21 protein-coding genes are annotated in these 23,945 nt (G+C 41.9%); 4 read left to right on the top strand and 17 right to left on the bottom strand.

The window, feature by feature from the left end; translation table 11 throughout:
* Window positions 1–78 precede the first annotated feature (78 nt).
* From NF418_RS02990 to yycF, 17 genes are all read right to left on the bottom strand, one after another.
* Entirely contained in the window at window positions 79–1,659 is a 1,581-nt protein-coding gene (locus tag NF418_RS02990; protein WP_256778372.1) for a DEAD/DEAH box helicase, read from the bottom strand.
* A gap of 283 nt (window positions 1,660–1,942) precedes the next feature.
* A complete protein-coding gene (locus NF418_RS02985; protein WP_256778371.1) occupies window positions 1,943–2,326 on the bottom strand; it encodes a PH domain-containing protein in 384 nt (127 codons plus the stop codon).
* Window positions 2,327–2,394: 68 nt separating this feature from the next.
* On the bottom strand, window positions 2,395–3,990 hold the full coding sequence (locus NF418_RS02980) for an ATP-binding cassette domain-containing protein (protein WP_256778370.1): 1,596 nt from the start codon (window positions 3,988–3,990) through the stop codon (window positions 2,395–2,397).
* A gap of 309 nt (window positions 3,991–4,299) precedes the next feature.
* Window positions 4,300–5,844 (bottom strand): peptide chain release factor 3, encoded by a 1,545-nt coding sequence (locus tag NF418_RS02975; RefSeq protein WP_105107860.1) that lies wholly within the window; start codon window positions 5,842–5,844, stop codon window positions 4,300–4,302.
* A 144-nt stretch (window positions 5,845–5,988) separates the two neighbouring features.
* Window positions 5,989–6,672, bottom strand: a complete 684-nt coding sequence (locus NF418_RS02970) for a YwaF family protein (protein ID WP_256778369.1) — start codon at window positions 6,670–6,672, stop codon at window positions 5,989–5,991.
* A 128-nt stretch (window positions 6,673–6,800) separates the two neighbouring features.
* The gene (locus NF418_RS02965) at window positions 6,801–8,006 is read right to left on the bottom strand and encodes a hypothetical protein (protein ID WP_256778368.1); all 1,206 of its coding nucleotides are present in this window, start codon (window positions 8,004–8,006) and stop codon (window positions 6,801–6,803) included.
* 128 nt (window positions 8,007–8,134) lie between these two features.
* On the bottom strand, window positions 8,135–9,496 hold the full coding sequence (locus NF418_RS02960) for a UDP-N-acetylmuramoyl-tripeptide--D-alanyl-D-alanine ligase (protein WP_256778367.1): 1,362 nt from the start codon (window positions 9,494–9,496) through the stop codon (window positions 8,135–8,137).
* Window positions 9,497–9,864: 368 nt separating this feature from the next.
* The gene (locus NF418_RS02955; protein ID WP_256778366.1) at window positions 9,865–10,533 is read right to left on the bottom strand and encodes an ABC transporter ATP-binding protein; all 669 of its coding nucleotides are present in this window, start codon (window positions 10,531–10,533) and stop codon (window positions 9,865–9,867) included.
* Between the two features lie 9 nt (window positions 10,534–10,542).
* The gene (locus tag NF418_RS02950; protein ID WP_256778365.1) at window positions 10,543–11,619 is read right to left on the bottom strand and encodes an ABC transporter permease; all 1,077 of its coding nucleotides are present in this window, start codon (window positions 11,617–11,619) and stop codon (window positions 10,543–10,545) included.
* Window position 11,620: 1 nt separating this feature from the next.
* A complete protein-coding gene (locus NF418_RS02945; RefSeq protein WP_256778364.1) occupies window positions 11,621–12,001 on the bottom strand; it encodes an OsmC family protein in 381 nt (126 codons plus the stop codon).
* A gap of 105 nt (window positions 12,002–12,106) precedes the next feature.
* Window positions 12,107–13,153, bottom strand: a complete 1,047-nt coding sequence (locus tag NF418_RS02940; protein WP_256778363.1) for a D-alanine--D-alanine ligase — start codon at window positions 13,151–13,153, stop codon at window positions 12,107–12,109.
* 81 nt (window positions 13,154–13,234) lie between these two features.
* Complete coding sequence (gene recR / locus NF418_RS02935) at window positions 13,235–13,831, bottom strand: recombination mediator RecR (RefSeq protein WP_014637682.1); 597 nt, start codon at window positions 13,829–13,831, stop codon at window positions 13,235–13,237.
* A gap of 8 nt (window positions 13,832–13,839) precedes the next feature.
* Window positions 13,840–15,906, bottom strand: a complete 2,067-nt coding sequence (gene pbp2b / locus NF418_RS02930; protein ID WP_256778362.1) for a penicillin-binding protein PBP2B — start codon at window positions 15,904–15,906, stop codon at window positions 13,840–13,842.
* Window positions 15,907–15,994: 88 nt separating this feature from the next.
* A complete protein-coding gene (gene vga(F), locus NF418_RS02925; protein ID WP_256778361.1) occupies window positions 15,995–17,374 on the bottom strand; it encodes an ABC-F type ribosomal protection protein Vga(F) in 1,380 nt (459 codons plus the stop codon).
* Between the two features lie 358 nt (window positions 17,375–17,732).
* Window positions 17,733–18,536 (bottom strand): MBL fold metallo-hydrolase, encoded by an 804-nt coding sequence (locus NF418_RS02920; protein WP_004298858.1) that lies wholly within the window; start codon window positions 18,534–18,536, stop codon window positions 17,733–17,735.
* A 6-nt stretch (window positions 18,537–18,542) separates the two neighbouring features.
* Entirely contained in the window at window positions 18,543–19,892 is a 1,350-nt protein-coding gene (gene vicK, locus NF418_RS02915) for a cell wall metabolism sensor histidine kinase VicK (RefSeq protein ID WP_256778360.1), read from the bottom strand.
* On the bottom strand, window positions 19,885–20,589 hold the full coding sequence (gene yycF / locus NF418_RS02910) for a response regulator YycF (protein WP_172084212.1): 705 nt from the start codon (window positions 20,587–20,589) through the stop codon (window positions 19,885–19,887). Before yycF ends, vicK begins: the two co-directional genes overlap by 8 nt.
* 195 nt (window positions 20,590–20,784) lie before the next feature.
* Here yycF and NF418_RS02905 point away from each other — a divergent pair, with 195 nt between their 5' ends.
* Genes NF418_RS02905 through NF418_RS02890 form a run of 4 tightly spaced genes read left to right on the top strand, consistent with a single transcriptional unit; the run spans window position 20,785 to window position 23,787 of the window.
* A complete protein-coding gene (locus tag NF418_RS02905; RefSeq protein ID WP_105110078.1) occupies window positions 20,785–21,546 on the top strand; it encodes an amino acid ABC transporter ATP-binding protein in 762 nt (253 codons plus the stop codon).
* A gap of 10 nt (window positions 21,547–21,556) precedes the next feature.
* Window positions 21,557–22,402 carry a transporter substrate-binding domain-containing protein gene (locus NF418_RS02900; RefSeq protein WP_256778359.1) on the top strand — a complete coding sequence of 282 codons (846 nt, stop codon included), beginning with the start codon at window positions 21,557–21,559 and terminating at the stop codon, window positions 22,400–22,402.
* A gap of 14 nt (window positions 22,403–22,416) precedes the next feature.
* Entirely contained in the window at window positions 22,417–23,115 is a 699-nt protein-coding gene (locus NF418_RS02895; RefSeq protein WP_256778358.1) for an amino acid ABC transporter permease, read from the top strand.
* A 12-nt stretch (window positions 23,116–23,127) separates the two neighbouring features.
* The gene (locus tag NF418_RS02890; RefSeq protein ID WP_105145086.1) at window positions 23,128–23,787 is read left to right on the top strand and encodes an amino acid ABC transporter permease; all 660 of its coding nucleotides are present in this window, start codon (window positions 23,128–23,130) and stop codon (window positions 23,785–23,787) included.
* The last annotated feature ends 158 nt before the right edge of the window (window positions 23,788–23,945 follow it).

Raw genomic sequence — 23,945 nt, 5'->3', positions numbered from 1 at the left:
TAACACGAGATAAACCTAAATATATCGGTTGAAGTATATAAAAAAACAGACCACTCTTTATGGTCTGTTAAACACTGCTTATCTCTCCCCTTTATTGCGGATAACAAAGCCTGTTTTCTTTTCACTTGATGTACGTTGGTGTGGTTTTTTGTTGTCTTGACGGCGGTTATCACGTTTGAACTTGTCATCACGACGGTTGCGGTCGTTACGATCACCACGACGTCCTCCGCGGTCTCGGTTGCGGTCTCCATCACGACGGCCACCACGATCACGGTCGCGACCACCACGGCCACCCTTGCCCTTGGCTTGACCAGGAGCAAACTTGAATGGCAACGGTTTTTCACGTGCGATTTCCACTTCTGGCAAGCTATCTGGATCTTGTACGGTCAGACTGAGTACGTAGAGAGCAAGCTCTTCTGGTGTAAATTCAGCTGCCAATTTAACAGCATCCTTCTTAAACTTATCAAAATTGCTACGGATAGTTTCATCAACCATATCACGTTCAATCTTCTTCAAAGCAACTTTTTTCTTAGCTTCAAAGGCCTCTTCAGCAGTTGCCGGCTTAAGTCCCTTCATACGTTTCTTAGTCAAATCTTCGATGATTGCCAAGTAGCCCATCTCGTTTGGCGACACGAAGGTAATAGACTGACCAGACTGGCCAGCACGACCTGTACGACCGATACGGTGAACATAGCTTTCTGGATCCTGTGGAATATCGTAGTTATAGACATGCGTTACACCTGAAATATCCAATCCACGCGCCGCAACGTCCGTCGCAACCAAGACATCAATTTGATCATTTTTAAAATCACGAATGACACGCAGACGTTTGTTTTGATCTAAATCTCCGTGAATACCTTCTGCACGGAAACCACGCAATTTCAAACCACGAGTCAATTCATCGACACGGCGCTTAGTACGACCGAAGACGATAGACAATTCTGGCTGGTCAACGTCCATGAGGCGTGTCATTGTGTCAAATTTTTCATGTTCTTTGACACGAATATAGTATTGGTCCACGTTCACATTGGTCAATTCCTTAGCCGCAATCTTAACGTGCTCAGGCTCTTTCATGAACTTGACACCGATACGCTTGATTGGCTCAGGCATGGTCGCAGAAAATAGAAGAGTCTGACGGCTTTCTGGCACACGTTCGATGATAGCTTCAATATCATCCAAGAAGCCCATGTTGAGCATTTCATCAGCCTCATCAAGAATCAGAGTCTCAACGCCGTCAAGCTTGAGAGCTTTACGTTTGATCAAGTCCAAGAGACGACCAGGTGTACCAACTACAATGTGGGCACCAGAGCGAAGGGCCTTGATTTGTTTTTCAATGCTAGAACCACCGTAAACCGAGCGAACTTTTACACCCTTTTCACGACCAAATTTGAAGAGTTCTTCTTGACTCTGCACCGCCAACTCACGCGTTGGGGCAATAATCAAGGCTTGAATTGCTTGATTATTTGTATCAATCTTGTTGAGGGTTGGCAAACCAAAGGCTGCAGTTTTCCCTGTACCCGTCTGGGCCTGACCAATCACATCCTTGCCTTCAAGAGCAAGAGGAATAGTCTGCTCCTGAATTGGTGACGGGGTTTCAAAACCAGCCTTCTCGACGGCAAGCAAAATATCTTCGGATAAGTTTAATTCGGTAAATTTCAATGTATTCTCTTTTCTAAAAGGTAGTGCGAAGCTACCTTATCTCACTTTTTTTGTAACAACTATTTCCACTGGCAGCGAACTAACCAGTATCAGACTTGCAACTTACCTAGTATACCACATTCTTATCATTAAAGTTGGGATTTACCTTGGAAATTAGAATAATACGTTTTCATCATTTATTTATCATAATTTCTATTACTTTAATCAATAATATTTTTCTTGACAATCCATATTCTATAAAACAAAAGAAGAAAGTAACTAGACTTCCTTCTTCATTAGAATATTATTTCCCCAAAACTGCGGATGCTAGGGCTTTTTGAATGGCGATAACACTCTTATCACTCTTGAATTGGAGGGTTTCTGCTGGTTCTGCCGCAGAAGAGATCCAAATCTTCAGTTCAGCATCCATATCAAAATGACCGGAGGTTTCGACCGTAAATCGTGAAATCGAACGATAGGGAATAGACTTATAGGCTACTTTCTTACCAGAAATCCCTTGTTTATCCACTAAAATCAAGCGATACTCGGTAAAGACAATTAGGTCGCGGACCAAACTAAAGGCCATTTCTACCTGTTCCGCATCCAGAAGGATGTCTGCCAACTCTTGCTCTACCTTGTCATTATTCATCTGCGAGGCATTGCCCATCAAACCTGAAAACAAACCCATGTGTTTACTCCTTTTTTGCTTTTCCTTATTTTACCGAAAAATTTGCTGGAAACAAAGTAAAAACCAGCCTATAATACAAGCCTCTCGTCAAACAAGCCTAGAAATTCTTCATTCTGCGAATGGGTGACGACGATGACCAATTTATCCTCAATCTTGGACAAGGTTTCCGCAATTAAACTTTCATTTCTAGTATCTAAGCCCGTCGTTGGCTCATCAAATAACAAGACTTCCGCATCGCGATAGAGAGCTCTAGCTATATCAAACCGCCGCTCCTCACCTCCCGATAATTGCTGGGCAGAGGATAGCAGGGTGGCGAAACCATTTTCCTGTCGTTCAAACCAGTCTAGCAGACCAACCCTGCTCAAACAAGCTAGGGCTTTACCCTTATCCAAGGGACCAAATAGGCTCAGATTTTCCCCGATACTAGCTGAGAAAATAGCCGTTTTTTGAGGAAGATAGTAGATTTTTCCAAAAACAGAGGTCTGTTCTAGGTCCGCAAGATTGGTCTGGTTGACCAAGACCCTTCCCTCATCTGCTTTCTGAACCCCCAGCAGCAGACGGAGCAAGGTCGTCTTGCCACTGCCACTTTTTCCTAGAATCGCATATTTTCTATTAGCAAGAAAACGATAGGAAAACCTATCAAAGAGGCGGTGATTATTCTGCTCATAGGTAATCGTTTCCAAGCTGATGCTGTCAATGGTTTCAGTCAGTTCTTCCTTGGCTTCATTTTCCTGGAATTGCCCCTGCAAAATCGTCGTCAAATCTGCCACAACAGTCCGACTAGCCAGGTAATCCGTTACCAGTCCAGACATGGTTTGGATAGGGCCAGCCACCGTTCCCATGAGGGTGGTCATAGCAATCAGGTCTGAAATCTTCAGCAGGCCTTGAAAGACAAAGATGCCGCCAATAATCCAGGCACCCGAATAGACCACACTGCTCAAACCATAGGACACGGCATAGGTTTGGGATTGTTTTTTGGAAAAATGGTTGGCTCGCCTAGCATATTCTTGACTGGATGCTTGGAGTTTCTCTTCAAAAATTGGTGTAATGGTGCTGATTCGGATAAAGGTCAGAGAATGAACAAACTCACTAAAGAGCTTGAGATAGGCATTCTTCTCCGACTGAGTATCCTGAGTGGCATGAGCAAGGATACGATTATTGATCAGGGGAGCGAGAAAAGGAATAAAGCACAAAGCCAGCATAATCAGCGTCATGGTCCCTTGCAAATAAAGGGCACCAATCAGTGAAAAGGTAAAGACAAGAAGACTGGTCAACATGGACAAGAGCGGTGTCAGATAGGCATTTTCTAAGACATCCATGTGGTTGACCAAAATGTGAATCTTGTCAGCACTCTTTTTGTCATCACTTCCTGAATCATCACCAGCTGCATAGACAGCCACCAGCTGATTGCGAGTCCTTTCCATGATACGATTGACCAACTTAGACTTGAGATAACGGGGTAGGTAGTCAAAGTAGGTATCACAGATGAAAAAGCCCACCGCTATGAGTGAACTGGTCACAAATGCCTTTTGGTCACCGGACAGAGCCGCCTCTGAAACCCTAGCATAAACAAAACCTGTCGCTGCCAAAATCAAAGCATAGACAAGAGATACCAAGACATAGGCCAGTAGCTCCGACTGACACTTTCTAAGGTAGTAAAACATGGGATAAGACCTCCAATACGTTTGGGAATTTCATTACAAAACAATTATATTAAAATATTGTATATTTGTAAAAGGAATATAAAAAAGCCAGGACTTGCCTGACTTCTTCTAGAGTTAATTGGGTTAGCTGAAGATTGAACTTGAGGTTCATCGAAGCGACTTAAGAAAGTTTTAGCTTGATTTTCGAAGCTGAATACTGACTTTAATACGCAAAGAAAATCAAGAATAAAACTAGGCAAGGAGCTGAAGATTGAACTTAAGGTTCATCGAAGCGACTTAACGAAGTTTTAACTTGATTTTCAAAGCGTATTACATCTTCTCTTCCAACTCCACATCTGGATATTTGTCCGCAAACCAGCGGAGGGCGAAGTCGTTTTCAAAGAGGAAGACGGGTTGGTCAAAGCGATCTTTGGCTAGAATGTTGCGGCTTGATGACATGCGTTCATCCAGGTCTTCTGGCTTAATCCAACGGACAGTCTTTTTGCCCATTGGGGTCATGACTACTTCGGCATTGTACTCGCCTTCCATGCGGTGTTTGAAGACCTCAAATTGGAGCTGACCAACTGCCCCCAGCATATACTCGCCCGTCTGGTAGTTCTTATAGAGCTGGATAGCCCCTTCTTGGACCAGTTGCTCGATTCCCTTGTGGAATGATTTTTGTTTCATGACGTTTTTAGCAGACACTTTCATGAAAATTTCAGGTGTGAAGGTCGGTAGTGGCTCGAATTCAAACTTGTTCTTGCCTACGGTCAAGGTATCTCCTACCTGATAAGTCCCTGTATCGTAAACCCCGATAATGTCACCCGCTACTGCATTTTCCACATTCTCACGGGACTCTGCCATGAACTGGGTCACATTTGACAACTTGGCTCCCTTGCCTGTACGAGGCAGGTTGACCGCCATGCCGCGTTCAAATTCGCCTGAAACCACACGGACAAAGGCAATGCGGTCGCGGTGACGAGGGTCCATGTTGGCTTGGATTTTGAAGACAAAGCCTGAAAAATCTTTATTGAGCGGGTCAATAACATCCCCTGTCGTTGTCTTGTGACCATGTGGCTCTGGAGCAAATTCCAAGAAGGTGTCAAGGAAGGTCTGCACACCAAAGTTGGTCAGGGCCGAACCGAAGAAAACAGGTGTCAAATCGCCGTCCAAAATCGCCTGCTCTGAAAATTCATTCCCAGCTTCCGCCAGAAGTTCAATATCATCCAGAACTTGTGCATAAAAGGGGTTAGAACCAAAGAGCTTGTCACCCTCGTCCAAACTTGCAAATCGCTCATCGCTTCTGTAGAGTTCCAAGCGTTTGTTATGGAGGTCATAAAGTCCCTCAAAGGATTTTCCCATACCAATCGGCCAGTTCATCGGATAGCTGGCAATGCCCAAGACTTCCTCCAACTCCTGCAACAAGTCAAGTGGTTCACGGCCATCACGGTCCAACTTGTTGATGAAGGTAAAGACTGGGATGTTGCGGTGCTTAACGACCTCAAAGAGTTTTTTGGTCTGGGCCTCGATACCCTTGGCAGAGTCCACCACCATGACAGCCGCATCCACCGCCATCAAGGTCCGATAAGTGTCTTCTGAGAAGTCCTCGTGTCCTGGCGTATCCAGGATATTGACCCGTTTGCCCGCGTAGTCAAACTGCATGACAGATGACGTCACCGAGATCCCACGCTGCTTCTCGATATCCATCCAGTCGGACTTGGCAAAGTTACCAGTCTTTTTCCCCTTAACCGTCCCAGCCTCACGAATCTCGCCCCCAAAATAGAGCAACTGCTCAGTAATGGTGGTCTTACCCGCGTCCGGGTGAGAGATAATCGCAAAGGTTCGGCGTTTCTTGATTTCTTCTTGTAGTGACATGATCGTTATTCCTTTTTCTTTGGTCCATAGCAGAGCTGACTTCTTCTTTTGCCTACTAAATCAAAAGAGTACAAAAAAAGAGAGCAACTACTGCAACTCTCTTATTATATCGGAAATAATGGAATTTTTCAAACACTTGGAAAGTCAATCTTGGAGTAGGTAAAACCTTTTTTTCCAGTAGACTTGAAAGCCAGCCTGAATAGAACCAATCAAAAAAGATAAAACAAGCGTTAATAAGAAAAAGTTAAACCAGATTACCTGACTATTAACAATCGGCAAGCGAGTTAGAAACCCATAATTTCCCTTTGTCAGCCAGTTAACCACCAGCATGACCAGATGAATCATTGCTGTCTTTGAAAAAAACTCCCATATTGAAAGACTGAATTGGTGTCCTTCTGCCAAGATATAAGACAAACTCATTACTGCTAGGGCATAGTGCCCAACTACATGCGTAAAGAAAGTTAGATGCGGAAAAGGAAAGGGATCGAAGACCGGGTAAATAAAAGCTACTACGGAACCAATGAGACCAAGATAAGAAAAATAGAGTTTCAAATCTCCCTTTCTAGCAAAAAGTAAAAATAAAATGGCTAACCGACAATGATAAAAAGGCAAATTTTCAGATAGAGGAAATTCAGCCCAAACATACCAAGTATATAGACTAATCACTTGAAAAAGTAAAATCGGCCAAAACAAACGCTTAAACCAAGTCTTAGTATAATATCGCTTGGTCAAGTAAAGTAAAATAAAAAGCAGTACTAATAGGCCAAAGTGAGTAAATAACGTTAGATGCGGACCATGTGAAATTTGATTTGTAAAAAACTCATTCATACTCTCTATCCCTAAATCCTTTCTAACAGTTCAAGTTGGGATTAGTATATCAAATTTCATAAATGTTTACAATACTAAAAAACGAAACTCTCTCTCAACTTGAAACTGTCACCAACAGTCTACAAAGTTCAAAAACCCCTTTTCTTCATCAATTCTAGGAATCGTTGCAACCAATCACGCTGCTCCTGCAAATCATCCAAACTATCCACAAATTCAATACATTTTTTAGCCCGTTCAGTATAGGGATAATATTTTTTCACCTGCCTTCGCAATTCTAAAACAACACATTTCAACTCTTCCAGTTGTTTCTGTTCCAACCGACGATGATGTACATAGTCTGTATGCCACTTTTCAAGCATGAACAGTTTCTTATCGACGCTTTCAATAGTCTGAACTTTTTTCAGGTCATCCATACGATTATGTGAACGGAGCCAATCACATAAACTCTTCACACGAGCCTGTTTTCGCTCTAGTTCCGCTATAGCCACTCTTTCCTGTGCTTCTTTTCGTTCAAGAAAGCTTTGATACTCTGCGATTTTATGACAGATTTCCCTATCTTCCGTTTGGGAATCAAGCGAGTTCTTCAAAGCAATTGACTCTTCATCGAATTGTCCATCTAGCCAGGCTAATAAGTCTTGCTTTTTCTGAGCCCATCGCTGCAAGTCGAGTTGTCTTTGTCGCTCTCGCTCTGCCTCTCTTTCTCTCTGTGCAAGTAATTTCTCTCGTTCAAGGGCTTTTTTACGCAATGCAGCAGCAACTCGCTCGTGCAGTTTCCACCTTCTTAGCTTCTTTAAGTAGGCTTCCACATCAAAAACTTGATTCAATTCCGGTCTCAAATAATCATTGACTACATAAAGGATACGTTCAATCTTGTGAAAGGCCAACTGTCGCTCCGCTTGTTTTCCGCTTAAGGCTAGCTTAAATAATTGGTAATCATTCCAAGGATCAAAGCGATTGCCCCTATCTGCCTTAAAATAGCCCTTCTGATAGTATTCATCTAAACTATCCAAGTCCATTATTTCTTTTAGGCTTGAAAAATCAGAGTTGGTTCGCAAACGATACTCTCGCTCTGCCTTTTTCAAACTCTTGGTCAGTTCCTTATTTTGAAATTTTTTGATACAAGAGGAACCGATTGGCGATAGCTTTATGTTACTAAGATCTGTACGAGAAACAGAATAGACTTTCTGCAAGTGAGCCTTTCCACATAAACACTTGCTTTCCATGGTCTTGTCAATTTTTTCTAGCTTTACTCTTGTCCATTCCAGCCTTGCCTCTTCCCAGTTATCCGCTAGACTTAATGAAATGACTATCGTTTGTAAATTTGAATCCTTCATCTCAACCTCTCTTTATATATTATTATGATATATTTTATAAAATGTAGACATATTTTTCAAGGTCTCGAACAAATAAAAATGATTGAACTTCTCCGCATTTTTGCAAAAGAAATTCAATCATATTCTTACTATTCTTCTAATTCTTCCACCACTTTTCCAAGATTCATGGAATTAGAGCCTTTAAAGAGGATTTGATCTTGGCCGCCAAGAACTTCCTTGACTTGTTTGACCAAATCTTCAAATTGGTCCTGCTCTGCATTTTTCCTAAAGAAATAAACTTTTCCAATTGGGAACATCTGACTAGCCAACTGGGCCAGACCTTCAATATCCTGACCGTAGAAAATGACAGTGTCTAGCACATCAGGCGACAGGCTCAGAATCATCTGATTGTGGAGGTCAACGGACTGATGTCCCAGTTCTTTCATATCTGCCAGCACAGCAATTTTCTTACCGCCTTCATTGGCTGGAATGCTGGAGAAGGTTTCCAAAATCAAACGCATAGCGGTTGGGTTGGCGTTGTAGACATCGCTGAGAATATCTGCTCCGTTTGCTGCCTTCTTCCACTCGGTGCGGTTTCGAGTCAAGTTTAGACTGGCTAGGGCTGACTTGATTGCCTCATCTGACACACCCAAGGTCTTGCCCACATAGCTTGCTACCATAGCGTTGGTTGCGTTATACTTGCCCGTTACTGGGAGGAAAATGTCGCCGTCCATAAAATTGACGGTGAAGGTCAGGCTATCTTTTGACTCGACCAGACTAGTCACCTGCAAATCAGCCTGCTCACCGAAACGAATGAGGTCTACATGGCTCGGCAAGAGCTTATCCGCAATCGGATCTGCTGGGAGCAGCAATTTACTTCCCGCTGCCATACCGTCCGCAATCTGCAATTTTCCTTTGGCAATCTCTTCTCGTGAGCCGAAAAATTCCAAATGGGCTTCGCCAAAAAGGGTAATGACAGAAAGGCTTGGCTTAGCAATTTCAGACAGGAGATGGATATCGCCCAGATGATCTTGCCCCATTTCCAAGACCAGTTTTTCTGTATCCTCAGGCATATGGAGGACGGTGTAAGGCAGACCAATTTCGTTGTTGTAGTTGCCTTGTGTCTTGTAAGTCTTGTAAGTCGTCGCCAGAACATCGTGAATCATGTCCTTGGTGGTCGTTTTACCGTTTGAGCCTGTCACAGCAATGACCTCTACCCCTGTTTTCTCTAGGTAGTAGGCCGCTAATTGTTGAAGCGCAGCCAAGCAGTCATCTACTAGGATGTGGGGAACATCAAGGCTGACTTCAGACAGGGTTACTGCGCAGCCATTTTCAAAAGCAACAGGAATAAAGTCATGACCGTCACGCGCTCCCTTGAGGGGAACAAAAAGATCCCCTTCTGTAATCAGGCGACTGTCGAACTCCACCTTGTTAAGGGCTCTATCGGGATAAAGACTAATATTATTTTTTGCGCCCAAGACCTGAGCGACTTCGTGTAGGGTTAATTTCATTGTTTTCTCCAATAAACTAAAGGCTAGTTTCACCCCCACACCGCTTCTCAAAATTTGCATCAACATCTCAGCGCAGTGGTTGATTGGCTTTAATAGTCCAGTGGACTATTAAAGGTTGGAGATAGGATTTGCGAAGCAAATTTCAGCTGTTCGTAATTACACTCCAAATCTGTCCTACCTACTGATGCGATCAGTGTTCGCTTTATTTCCAACCTCAAACTGTCTCCCAGACAGTTTGAGCTGTGCGGGGGTGGGAGTGAAACAGTCTGGGAATAGACTGTTTCAGCTCAACAACTAGAAATAAAAACTTGTTGACGAACTCTTTTTTTGACCAGTCGAGTTCTTTCCCGCTCCCATTATACCACTTTTTATCGAACTTGAGTGAGGACGCCATCTTTCATCTCATATACTTTGTCGCATTTTTCAATCATGCGCTGGTCATGCGTTACCATGATGATGGATTTGTTCCGCTCTTTGGCTTCCTTAGCTAATAACTCAACCACTTCAAAAGCGCGATTACTGTCTAGACTGGCTGTTGGTTCATCAGCTAGAATCAAAGCTGGATCGTTATAAAGTGCACGGGCAATAGCTACACGCTGCCGTTCTCCGCCTGACAAATCCTTAGGGAACTTGTTTTTGAGATGGTCCACACCCAATTCAGATAGGAGCTCGTTTCGCTTGCTCGGATCAGCTTTCTTATTAACCTGATCAACCAAGGTTAATTGTTTTTCGACTGTTAAAAATGGAATCAAATTGGAAGCCTGCAAGACAAAACCAATGTCCTTATAGCGTAATTTGGCACGTTTTTTCTCAGGTAAATCAGAATAGTCCGACTGATTGATTAAAACACGACCCGTTGTCGGTGTTTGTAAACCACCTGCCAAGGTCAAAAATGTTGACTTCCCAGAACCAGATGGTCCAATGATGGCAACAAATTCGCCTTCTTCAATGCTAAAATTTGTTGGTTTAAGAGCCGTAATGGTTTGACTGCCATCTTGGAAGGTCTTACTAATATTTTCAAAAATAAGTGTTTTCATAACAACCTCCTAAGATAGATTTCGTAATGGATCTACCTTAAAGATAGAACCTACAGAGAAACTAGCACCCAATAGGGCAAAGACAACCAGAGCTAAACCGATTGCACTATAGAAGGTCCAGTTATTCTCAAATGGAACAACGCTTGGCAAGACAAGGGATGACAAATAAGTTCCAGCCAATCCAAGGACAGTTCCCGCACTAGCCAGTAGGAAGGTTTGAGCCAGTACAGAACCTGAGATATAGCCATTTGAAAGACCTTGAATTTTCATCAAGCCAAAAATCGGTGATTTCTGTGTTGTCAAAACAAAGATAAAAATACCAATAACAATGGCTGAGATGACAATCAAGAATCCTATCATAAAGCCAAAGGTCATATTTTGTGCCTTATATCCTGGCAGATTTTCAATAAAGTCTGCAATGGCAACTTTTTCCAGCTCATCTGGTAGAGAAGCGACATCGCCACGAACGACAATGGCACTGGCAAGATTACTCGTTGTAGCTTGTAGTTTATCAGCCTGCATCAATTCTGCAAATGCCGTAAAATCCATATAGACAACAGGCGCCACTCCAAAATAAGCATTGTCAGTATAACCTACAATGGTCACTTTTTCGTCAGTGCCCGACAGATAGACTTCATCACCTAGTCCAAAACCTTCTACTTCTGACAAGGTTTTGTCTACAAGGACTTCTCCCGTTTTTTCATACAAACGACCTTCTACAATATTTGGAACGATAAAACTATCTGATTCAACAGCAAAGATGTTTACCTTTTCTTTTTCGTCTGAGGTGGCATTTTCATCCACATAGGCAACTCCAGCTTGTTGGCGAATCAAGGCTTTGTCACCAGCGTCCACCCGGTCAAGCAAGCTCGTATCAATTTTTGATGCTGTAATCAGGCGATTGCTTTCTGAATTAAGCAAGACATAGTCCGCCTGCCATTTATCAACTGCTGTTCTATTTTCCTGCATGAGACCATAAGCCAAACCCGTCAGGAAAAAGACCAGGTAGGAAATCAGGACCAGTAGTCCTAATATTAAACCATAACGCAACTTATTCTGTCGCATTTCTTCAATTGCTAAAAACATCTTACTCCACACTTTCTAAGACATAAAAACTTGTCTCAAACTGCAAGTCTTCCCTCAAAAGAGCTTTGACTTTACATTTTTCTCCCACATAGGCAAGAATCTCTTTCTGCTTCTGCGCTGAAACCGACTCACCAATTCCAATCAACACCTCAAAACGCTGATTGTCCAAGCGACTCTCCACCTGAACAGGCATGGTTTTATTGCCTTCTTGGCTGGCATAGTAGCCCTGCACGCACATATTCACGCAGGCAGCCAAACCAATATTAACTAAACTCACCGGAGTCTCACCCTTTTCCGTCACCCCAAAGGTACGAACCGGTTCGCCATAACCTTGAGAAAGAGCCTGAAACAGACCTTCCCCTTTTACTGTCGTTTGATACATAAATACCTCCACATACTAGAGACAATTCTAATCTTTTTTGCAAACCTTTGCAAGAATGTGGACTAGAAAAAGATTGGAAAATTTTCCAATCTTTTTTCAAATATTTTAAATCAAGTGACTTTCCCGTTTTTCAAACATTTCCTTGGCCAAACGAACAAGCTCTTCAATCAAGTCTGGATAAGCTAGGCCCATATTATCCCAAAGGAGTGGATACATAGACCACTGGGTAAATCCTGGCATGGTGTTGAGCTCATTGAGGAAGATGTCGCCGTCTTCTGTCAGGAAGAAATCACAGCGAGAAAGTCCACAACCACCGATAGCACGGAAGGCCTTGGCAGCATTGTCCCGCATGGTGTCCATGATAGCCTCGTCAATCTTAGCTGGGATTTCCATGGTGATTTTGTTGTCGATGTATTTGGCATCGTAGTCATAAAAAGCAACGTCTTTGACTACTTCACCAGGAAGGGTGGTTTTCACGTCAGCATTTCCCAAAAGACCAACCTCAATCTCACGCGCATTAACACCCTGCTCAACGAGGACACGGCTGTCGTACTTGAATGCCAGATCAAGTGCCTTACGCAAGCCAGCTAAATCCTCAGCTTTAGAGATACCGACACTTGACCCCATATTAGCTGGTTTTACAAAGACCGGATAAGTCAATTTTCCTTCAATCTCTGCAATCTTATCGTCGATATTTTCACCCTCGATAACTGCTACATAAGGTACTTGGGAGATTCCTGCTGATTCAAGAACGCGCTTGGTAGTGATTTTATCCATGGCAACGCTGGAAGACAAGATATTGGTGCCAACATACGGCATACGAAGCACTTCCAAGAAGCCTTGAATCGAGCCATCTTCCCCCATCGGTCCATGAAGGACAGGGAAGACAACCGCATTTTCTTCATAAATATCGCTTGGACGAATTTTTTGCTCTTCAATAATCGTCGCATTGGTCATCAATTTTTCATCAGCAGCTGGTGTTTGAGAAAATTCTTGCGTCTTAATAAAGTCACCTGTCTGTCTAATGAAATAGGTTTTGACAAAAAATTTATCATAATTGATGGCACGCATGACGCTTTCAGCAGACAGAACGGATACTTCACGCTCTGCTGATCGGCCACCATATAGTAAAATTAAAGTTTCTTTTGTCATATACTTTCCTTTTCTAATTCAAAACAACTATAGTTAGTATAGCATATTTTTTATCTGATGGGCGGACCAAGGTCTCCGAAACTATAATTCTGTCCTGTTCTCAATGGCACGAAGGAGGGTGACTTCATCTGCGTATTCAATGTCACTTCCGACTGCCAATCCTCTTGCCAGGCGAGTAACCTTGATACCTGCTGGCTTTAGGACACGTGAGATGTACATGGATGTCGCTTCACCATCTGCTGTTGCATTTGTCGCTACAATGACTTCTGTCACTTCATTTTCCATCAAACGAGTTAGCAAGGTCTTTAAGTTAATATCGTCTGGTCCAATGCCATTCATCGGGGAAATCAAGCCATGCAAGACATGGTAAAGACCGTGGTATTCTTGGATATTTTCCAAGGCTGTCACATCTCGACTGTCTTCTACAATTAAAATGGTCGACTGGTCACGGCTGGTATCTTGACAAATGCCACAAGGGTCCTGGTCTGTCAGATTGCCACAAATGGAACAATAGGTCAAATCTCTCTTAGCTGCCAGGAGATTTTTAGCAAATTCGTTGACCACATCATCTTCCATACCGATGGTATAAAAAGCCAGTCGCGTAGCTGTCTTAATACCGATTCCTGGTAATTTAGAATAACTGTCAATCAATTTAGCTATGGGAGTTGGGTAGAGCATAAGCCTCCTTAATTCATTGGGTAAAGTGAATTGTATAAATTAATAATTTCTGTCACAATAGTCATGCTAGCTGTGGAATTAAAATCTGTCAGATTTGGTAGAACAACTGCTACAGCAATTTTAGGATTAGCACTTGGGGCATAAGCTACGATATTGGTATTTACAGCACTTATAACCTGACCATTTCTATCCGTCGTAAATGTCTCTGCAGTACCTGTTTTGGCACTGATAGACACAGCAGCACCATTACTGATTTGACGCCCGGTATTAAAGCTACCACTTCCATTTGCTACCTGATAAAATCCCTGTTGTAGAATAGCCAAATCCTGTTCTGAGATGGCAACTTTATTGAGTTCTGTACTTGTCTTCTTCTCAATTAACTCACCTAAACCACCTTCTGCGCTATTCCCATAAATCCCCTCCACCAAGTGAGGAGCTACTCTAGTTCCATTATTGGCGATTGTCGCTACATATTGAGCCATCTGCATCGGTGTATAGTTATCAAACTGTCCAAATGCATTCGTAATAAAGTTTGCGGTGGAATATTCTTCTGGTAAGAAACCTGTTGATTCAAGCGGTAAGTCAATTCCTGTTGGAGCACCTAATCCATATTCCGCAAAAGTAGAACGAAGTTTTGTCATCGCATTTGTCAATGCATCTCCATCGTTCAAAAACATATTAGGAGAATAGGTTTGTCCAAGTAAACCAAGCGCAATTTTTACCATATATGCGTTTGAAGAATATTCTAACGCCTGTGTAACATCCAGATTACTACCATAAGCACCATACCAAGATGTTATTGGAGCAGAACCTGCAAAATAAATCGGTTCATCTAATAATACCTGATTTCCTGAGATAATGCCATTCTCCCAACCAGATGAAATAGTTGCACCTTTGACAATAGAACCTGGAGTAAAGACGCTTGTGATGGTCCCAAGAGCATCTTCCGTAATCTCTCCCGTACCTTTTTCATGACTATATCCTGACATTGCAAGAACAGCACCTGTCGTTGGATTCAAAGCTACTGCATAGACTCCTTCAGAATATAGAGCACTTCCCGTAGCAAGCTCACTTTCAAAATATTTTTTCAAAATAGCATTCACACCTTCTTGAAAGGCTAAATCAATAGTTAACTTTATATTGTTCCCCTTTTGACCTTCCTGAATGGTTTCAATACGCTCGATATTTCCATTTCTCCCAAGCTGAATTTCTTTCTGTTCACGTTGCCCTTGTAGAACATCTTCATATTGTTTCTCAAGATAAGCCGTTCCCACACGGTCATTCGGAAAATATCCTTTTGCCAAATATTCTTCAGCATCTTCTGCTGGCAGTCCGGCCTGCTCAGTTGTAACGGTACCGATAATCGAGCTCAAGGAGGTTGGGAGAATGGTACGTTGCCAGTTATTAGTGGTAGAAATCCCTGGTAACTGATCGGCATTAGCAACTATAAGGGCTACTTGTTCGACTGTCAAATCATCTGTCACCAAATTAACCGTTTCGAAATAAGAAGCTCGGTTCATTTGCTTGAACAATTCAATCGCCTTGCTTTCCTCTTCAGAAAATTGCAATTGCTCCTCTGTCAGACTGTCCACTGCATTGTTATAGATTTGAGATTCGCTAAAAAAATTACCGTCTGTATCAAATTTCATATCTCTTGGCAAATTCTCTACGACTTGAGCATATACTTCCGGATCAGCCAAATAATAGTCTGCTCGATCTCTAGGAGTAATCGTTACCGTAGATACCGTGACCCATTTCAATAAGTCATTAGCCAGTTGTTTCATTTCTTGAGCCGTCATTTTATTGGAACGAGTAAAGGATGCTACCTGTTGAATTTCATTCTCCACAAGGGGCTTACCCTTTGCATCATAAATCTGACCACGAACAGCTCCCTTACTAATCACTTTTTTACTGGCAGTTGATAGCTTATTGCTATAAAAATCATGATTAATAATCTGCATATCTGCCAACCTAATGATCAAAACTGTAAATAGAAAAATGACGATTGCAAATAAAATATTTAAACGGAAGGATATAAACTTCCCTTCTTGGTCATGATAATACTTTCTTGTCACACAAAAACCTCATTCTAGAAATTTCCTTCTTATTATACCACAGGAAAAAAATATTTTTTAGACCTAGCTTCCATTTGAGAAATTTTTTCTAGTCTATTAAGCTACCATCCTTTATCCACCACTTACTTCTTGCGACCTTGTCCACAAAGTCCTGGTCATGAGAGATCACCAAGATACTTCCCTGGTATTCCTTCAAAAATCTTTCCAGGGCTTCAATAGCTGTCAGATCTAAAAAATTAGTCGGCTCATCTAAAATCAAGAGATTAGCATCAGTCAATAATACTTTGGCCAAGGAAAGCCGAACACGTTCCCCACCAGATAAATTTGCTACCTTCTGCTGGGCCTTATCATAAGAAAGTCCTAACATACCTAATAAATTGAGAACCGTTACCCTATCTTGAAGCGACGTCGAGCTAGCATTCACAAAGGCTGTTTCCTCTTCATTGAGACTGGTCAAATCCTGGGAGAAATAGGCAATTTTTAATTTTGGATTGTAATAGCCTTCTAATTCTTTTGAAATCAATTTCCGAACAAAACTGGTTTTCCCAGTACCATTTGACCCAACCAAAGCTAGTTTATCCCCAAAAGTCATGCCAAGTTGAGGAAAATCAAATAAATAGGTTTCCTCAATCCAGAGCTGACCAGCCTGCAAACGAAAGAGACTGTGAAGTCCCGTATCCAAGGCACCTTTGGCTTCCATCTTTACCCACCTTTCCTTTCTAGGTTGTTCAACCTTGTCCAAACGCTCTATCCGTTTTTCCAAATGCTTGGCAGTCTTGGCCATAGACTTGGCTTGACTATCATAGGAACCCATCATAGCATTAACCTTCCACTCAGACGATGAAACACCTTTCTTTCTCTTCCCCATCTTCTGAGCCTTTGCCTGACGTTCATGTTGGGCCTTTTTCAGTTGGGCAACTTTTTTCTGATAGGCTTCATAGGCCTCCTGCTGTCCTTCTCGCCTAGCCCGACGACTTTCTACAAACGCCTCGTAATTTCCTAGATAAACCTGAACCTTTCCTTCTTCTAAATGCCAAATGTGACTGGCTATTTGATTGAGAAAATGCCGATCATGACTGACAACCAGTAGACTACCTCGATAGCGTTTGATTTGTTTGATTAGCTTTTCCTGGTGTTCTTGATCCAAATTGGCAGTCGGTTCATCCATGATTAACAACTGTGGTCTTTGGGCAAAAGCCTCTTGAATAGACTTCCAAACCTGTTCCCCACCTGAAAGCGAGCTCCTTTCCTGTAACTGGGGTACATAGGCCCAGTCTGCTTTTACCTCAACCTGACCAGCAAAATCCCTATCCAGTCCTAGTAAGATTTTCAAAAAAGTAGACTTGCCAACACCATTATTTCCAACCAAACCAACCTTTTGACCAGCTTGAAGGCTCAACTGCTGGATTGTAAACAAACTACGTCCCGCAAATTCCTTCTCTAATTGAATACATTTTATCATTTCCATATAGACCTCTTCTCTTCACAAAAAGGGCTTCTATTCTTCAAAAAATGACACAAGAAAAAGCCATGCAAAACATGACCTTTCCCTATGGAAAAAGTCACACGAATACTAAGCCCTTATGAGCAGTCTTATCCCTTGTGTAGTCATTTAGTTTATCTTTTATTACTTCGTTAACTCGCTTTGCCGTACTTCAGTACAGCCTGCAGCTCGTTGCCTAGTACTAAAAGCAAACTAAAAGACTAAATTATCAAATAATTGATTTTCAACAAGTTTTAAGAACGACTAATAAGCAGCTTAATTATTCATGTAACTTCACCTCGTATAATTAGTAATTTTAGTATAACTTAGTTTGTATCAATTGTCAAATCTTGGTCAATGGTGTCGCTGTATCTGGCGAGGTATCATAGACCTGGAAATCCACTCCAACTCCTAAATCAGCCTGCGCCAACTGATTAACCATGGTCATGTGGGCCAATTCCTTGATATTATTTTCCTTTGATAAATGCCCAAGGTAAATCTTTTTAGTCCGATTTCCTAGTGAGCGAATCATGGCATCTGCCCCATCCTCGTTACAAAGGTGCCCCTTATCCGATAAAATCCGTTGCTTTAGGTTCCAAGAATAAGAACCCGCACGCAAGATTTCGACATCATGGTTAGACTCAATCAAATAGGCATCTGCGTTGGCTACAATCCCAGCCATTCGATCGCTGACATAGCCAGTATCCGTCAACATAACAAAGGATTTGTCATCCTTCATAAAGCGATAAAATTGAGGACAGGCCGCATCATGACTGACACCAAATGACTCAATATCTAGGTCACCAAAGGTCTTCATAGCCCCCAATTCAAAGATATGTTTTTGAGCCACATCAATCTTCCCCAACTTGCTCTCCATAGCCTGCCAGGTCAATTCATTAGCATAAATATCCATACCGTATTTACGCGCTAAAACACCGATACCATGGATGTGATCGCTATGTTCATGCGTTACCAGGATAGCATCAATATCCTCAGGCTTTCGGTCAATTTCTGCCAAAAGGCTGGTAATCTTTTTTCCTGATAAACCAGCATCTACCAAGATCTTTTTCTTATCTGTTTCCAAATAGAAACAGTTTCCACTGGATCCTGATGCCAAAATACTGTAGTTAAATCCTTTTCCGATCATATTCTCCTATTCTTCCTCATCCGAATCATCCCACTCTTCCATAGTAATATCCTTACTGTAAGGCAGAACTATCGTAAACGTTGACCCATGACCATACTCACTCTTGGCCCAAATGAATCCCTTGTGTTGCTTGACAATTTCTTTGGCAATGGCCAAACCTAGACCAGTACCACCTTGGGCGCGTGAACGAGCCTTATCTACACGATAGAATCGGTCGAAAATCCTTGGTAAATCAGCCTTTGGAATGCCCAAGCCTTCATCCGAAATTGAAACAATCAACTGACTATCTGTCGTTTTCATACTAAAGGTAATAGTCCCACCGTCAGGTGAATACTTAATGGCATTGTTTAAGATATTATCCAAAACTTGGGTCAGCTTATCTGTATCAATTTCTACCCAGATTGGACTTATTTGATAATCACGAACAATGGTATAAACTTTATCAGAATCAGAATGTTTCATCTGATCAAAACGGTTGAGAATAAAGGTCACAAAGGCTGTAAAGTTAATCAATTCAACATCCATTTCACCGACTTGATTATCAATCCTTGACAAACTTAACAAATCAGTAATCATCCGCATCATGCGGTTGGTCTCATCTAAGGATACCTTAACAAAACTCGGTGCAACAGATTCCGTCAGCGCCCCCTCATCCAGGGCTTCTAAATAGGATTTAACGGAAGTCAATGGCGTACGCAATTCATGGCTGACATTTGAGACAAAGAGTCGACGTTCCCGCTCTTCCTTGGCCTGTTCTGTCATATCGTGTAAGACAACCACCAAGCCTGAAATTAGACCGCTTTCGCTCCGAATGGTTGCAAAATTGGCACGAAGGGTAATAAATTCCTCATTCTCATTCGTATGTTCCAAGACAATCTCAGGGGTCTGAGCTAATAAATCCCGTAAGCTATATCTTTCCGATAAATCTAAAACATCCAAAAGATTAAGCTTCTCTTGCAGTTTATTGGTTAGCCCTAATTGTTTCTGAGCCATATCATTAACCATGATAATTCGACCAATCCTGTCCGTAGCGATTACCCCATCACTCATATAAGAAAGAATGGAAGTTAGACGTGTCTTTTCTTGCTCCAAACTATCATGTGTCAAGCGAATGACCTCGGACAAATCATTAAGAGAATTAGCCATGTCAGTGATTTCTGGACTCCCCCGCATGTCTAAAACATCTGTATAATTCCCTTCAATCAAGGCTTTGACTTTTTGATTGAGCTGCTTGATTTGTCGTGTATCCCGATAATTCTCAATCAAAAGAATAGAAAGTGCAATCACAAAACCAACTAATATGACTGCAAACCAAAACTCTACTGTAGTTATTAAATAACGTAATTGATTAATCATTGCCTTTAATATAATAACCAACACCACGACGTGTCAAAATATATTCCGGACGACTTGGTGTGTCTTCAATCTTCTCCCTCAAGCGACGAACTGTCACGTCAACTGTTCGAACATCTCCAAAGTAATCATATCCCCAAACTGTTTCCAATAGATGCTCTCGCGTCATCACCTGACCTAAATGCTGTGCAAGATGGTGCAACAACTCAAATTCACGATGAGTTAACTCTAACTCCTTACCATGCTTCTTAGCAACAAATGCATCCGGCAAGATAGTCAAATCACCAATTACTAAATCTGGGGTTCCTGAGCTATCAATAGCCATCTGCGTTTCAGACAGTTCACTACGACGCAATAAGGCCTTCACACGGGCCTGCAATTCACGGTTCGAAAACGGCTTGGTCACATAATCATCTGCACCAATCTCAAGTCCGATAACCTTGTCAAACTCACTGTCCTTTGCAGAAAGCATCAAAATCGGAACATTACTTGTTTTACGAATAATTCGTGCTACTTCTAAACCATCTAATTCTGGCAACATCAAATCCAAAATCACAATATCTGGAAATTCAGCTTCAAATACCTCTAATGCTTCACGTCCATCAAAAGCAGTCACTACTTCATAACCTTCGCGGGTCATATTAAATTTAATAATATCTGAGATAGGTTTCTCATCATCTACAATTAATATTTTCTTCATTATTTAAAAAACCTCTTTTTTATTTCTTCTATTATAACAAACTTGCTTCAAAAATTCATGATTAAGAATCAATTAACACGGTCGTGTCAGAAAATATAACACAACTAATATTAAATTGTCAGAATTTACTTGACTTTCTTAATTCTCAATGCTACTATATTCATACATTAGAATACTTTACACAAGGAGAACATTATGGCTTTAGTAGAATTTAAAAATGTTAACAAATACTACGGTGACTACCACGCCCTTCGCAATATTAACTTGGAATTTGAACCTGGACAGGTTGTCGTTCTCCTCGGACCTTCGGGTTCTGGCAAATCCACCCTCATTCGTACAATCAATGGTTTAGAATCAATTGATAATGGTAGCTTAGTGGTCAATGGTCATGATATTTCTTCTACTTCAATCAAAGAATTGGTTGCACTCCGCAAGGAAGTCGGAATGGTTTTCCAGCACTTCAACCTTTATCCACACAAGACTGTGTTAGAAAACGTTACTTTAGCACCTATTAAAGTTCTAGGCATCGATAAAACAACCGCCGAGAAAACCGCAAAAAAATACCTTGAGTTCGTTAACTTGTGGGATAGAAAAGACTCTTACCCAGCTATGCTTTCTGGTGGTCAAAAGCAACGTGTTGCTATCGCTCGCGGATTGGCTATGCACCCAGAATTGCTCTTATTTGACGAACCAACTTCTGCCCTAGACCCAGAAACTATCGGTGATGTACTTGCAGTTATGCAAAAATTGGCACGTGACGGAATGAACATGATTGTCGTGACTCATGAAATGGGATTTGCCCGCGAAGTAGCCGATCGCATCATCTTCATGGCTGAGGGAGAAGTACTGGTTGACACAACCGATGTCAATGGCTTCTTTGATAATCCAACTGAACCACGTGCCCAACAATTCCTCAGTAAGATTATCAACCACGAATCAGATAAGGTCAAACTCTAGGAGGTAGCTTATGTCAGATAAAAAAGTAAATCTATTTTTAGCCGTCAGGCTTGCAATTATCAGCCTACTGACTTTATTTTTCATCAATATTGACCAATCAGTTGTACAAACTGAAACACCTACAGCCATTAGCAATAGCGATCAGGTACAAGCTATCATCGATAGAGGCATTCTCCGTGTTGGAGTAAAACAGGACGTCCCAAACTTTGGTTACAAGAATCCTGATACAGGTGAGTTTGAAGGTATGGAAATCGACATTGCTCGCAAAATTGCAGATGAATTAGGTGTAGATATCGAATTTACACCCGTTACAGCGCAAACCCGAGGACCGCTCTTAGATAACGGTCAAGTGGATATGGTCATTGCAACCTTCACCATAACCGAAGAACGTAAATTGCTCTACAATTTCACAACTCCATACTACACTGATGCTGTCGGATTTTTGGTTAATAAGGATAGCGGAATCAAAACATTTACTGACCTAGACGGCAAGACAATTGGTGTAGCTCAGGGTTCTATTACACGTACCCTCATCTCTGAACTAGCAGACAAGCACGGAATTACTGTGAGTTTTGCTGAGTTAGGTTCATACCCTGAACTCTCAGTCTCACTACGCGCTCACAGAACCGATGCCTTCTCAGTCGACCAGTCCATTCTTTCAGGTTACATCGGTTCACAATCAGAACTAATGGATTTTAGCTTCTCTGCCTCAGACTATGGAATTGTTACTAAATTATCTAACAAAGACCTTAACAACTACTTAAACAGCCTTGTCGAAGAATGGACAGCCGACGGCAGTCTTCAAGCTATCTATGATGCCAACGGCCTTACTCCAGTAACAGAAACTGATGAATAGAAAGGTGAAACAATATGACAGTTTTGACAACTAGTCCTTATGCTTGGGAGAATTGGGTTAGTTACTTCAATGATTTTCCAACCTTTTTCCAAGGATTTCTCTTTACTCTAGCTATTTCTATCGGTGCCTTTATCATGGCTATGCTGCTGGGAATTGTCTTTGGTAGTCTCTCTTCAAGCAAAAATAATGCTTTGAAAATTCTTGCCCGAATCTATGTCGAGTACTATCAGAATACACCACTTTTGGTTCAGTTCATGATCGTATATTATGGGCTGCCTCTGATTTCCAACTATGTCCTTATGCCATCCATTTACTGGACTGCTGTTATCTGTGTAGGACTCTATCACGGTGCCTATATCGCAGAGGTCATTCGTGCAGGGATTGAGGCGGTGCCGACTGGCCAGACTGAAGCCGCACTCTCACAAGGCTTTACCCAGTCTGAAACCATGCGAATCATCATCTTGCCACAGGCAATTCCAACCATTCTGCCACCTTTGACCAACCAAGTGGTAAACTTGATTAAGAATACGGCAACAGTTGCCATCATCTCAGGTGCCGACATTATGTTCATGACCAAGTCTTGGTCTGCTATGAACGCTAACTATATTCCAGCCTTTGCAGGTGCTGCCTTCCTCTATTTCTGTATGTGTTTCCCAGTTGCAAGCTGGGGCCGTCGTATCGAAGAGAAAAACAAGGCTACCTTTTCACACTAAGGAGGTTGAACAATGAATTATGTTTTAGAATTACTCAAGCCTTCAACCTTCCAACTCTTGTGGAGTGGTTTGAAGTTAACCCTTTATATCTCTAGTATTTCGGTGGTTCTTTCAGTTCTCTTCGGAATGATTTTAGCCATCATGCGCAATGGAAAAAATCCAATTTTCAAGTGGATTGCAACCATCTATATCGAGTTTGTGCGCAACGTGCCAAACTTGCTCTGGATTTTCACCGTTTTCTTAGTCTTCCAAATGAAGTCAACGCCTGCTGGTATTACTGCCTTTACTATTTTTACCACGGCAGCCATGGCCGAGATTATCCGTGGTGGTCTAAACGCCATCGGACCGGGCCAGACCGAAGCTGGTTTATCACAGGGTTTTACCCCAGTACAAATCATGATTTATATTATCATGCCTCAGGCCATTCGTAAGATGTTGCCCGCCATCATCTCGCAGATTGTGACGGTCATCAAGGATACCAGTTTCCTCTACTCCGTTATCGCCTTGCAAGAGCTTTTCGGTGCCAGCCAAATCCTAATGGGACGCCATTTTGAAGCTGAACAAGTTTTTGCACTCTATCTCATGGTAGCCTTGATTTACTTTAGCATCAACTTCGCCATCTCAAGCCTGTCACGTTATGTGGCTAGGTCTTGGGCGAGCAGTATTGAATAATACTCTTCGAAAATCAAACTCAGCCGTTGTTGACTTGATTTGATGAGTGAAAAGGTCCAGTGGAGCTTTTCAGCCTACTACTTGAAAGTGCGAAAGTAGTAGAGTGCTATCTGCTCTTGGAGAAACGAACTTTGTTCGCCTTATCTCCAACCTCCAAA

Origin of the sequence: Streptococcus suis (assembly GCF_024509555.1) — a bacterium.
Lineage (GTDB): Bacteria > Bacillota > Bacilli > Lactobacillales > Streptococcaceae > Streptococcus > Streptococcus suis_AD.
This window is presented reverse-complemented; position numbering and strand designations above follow the sequence as displayed.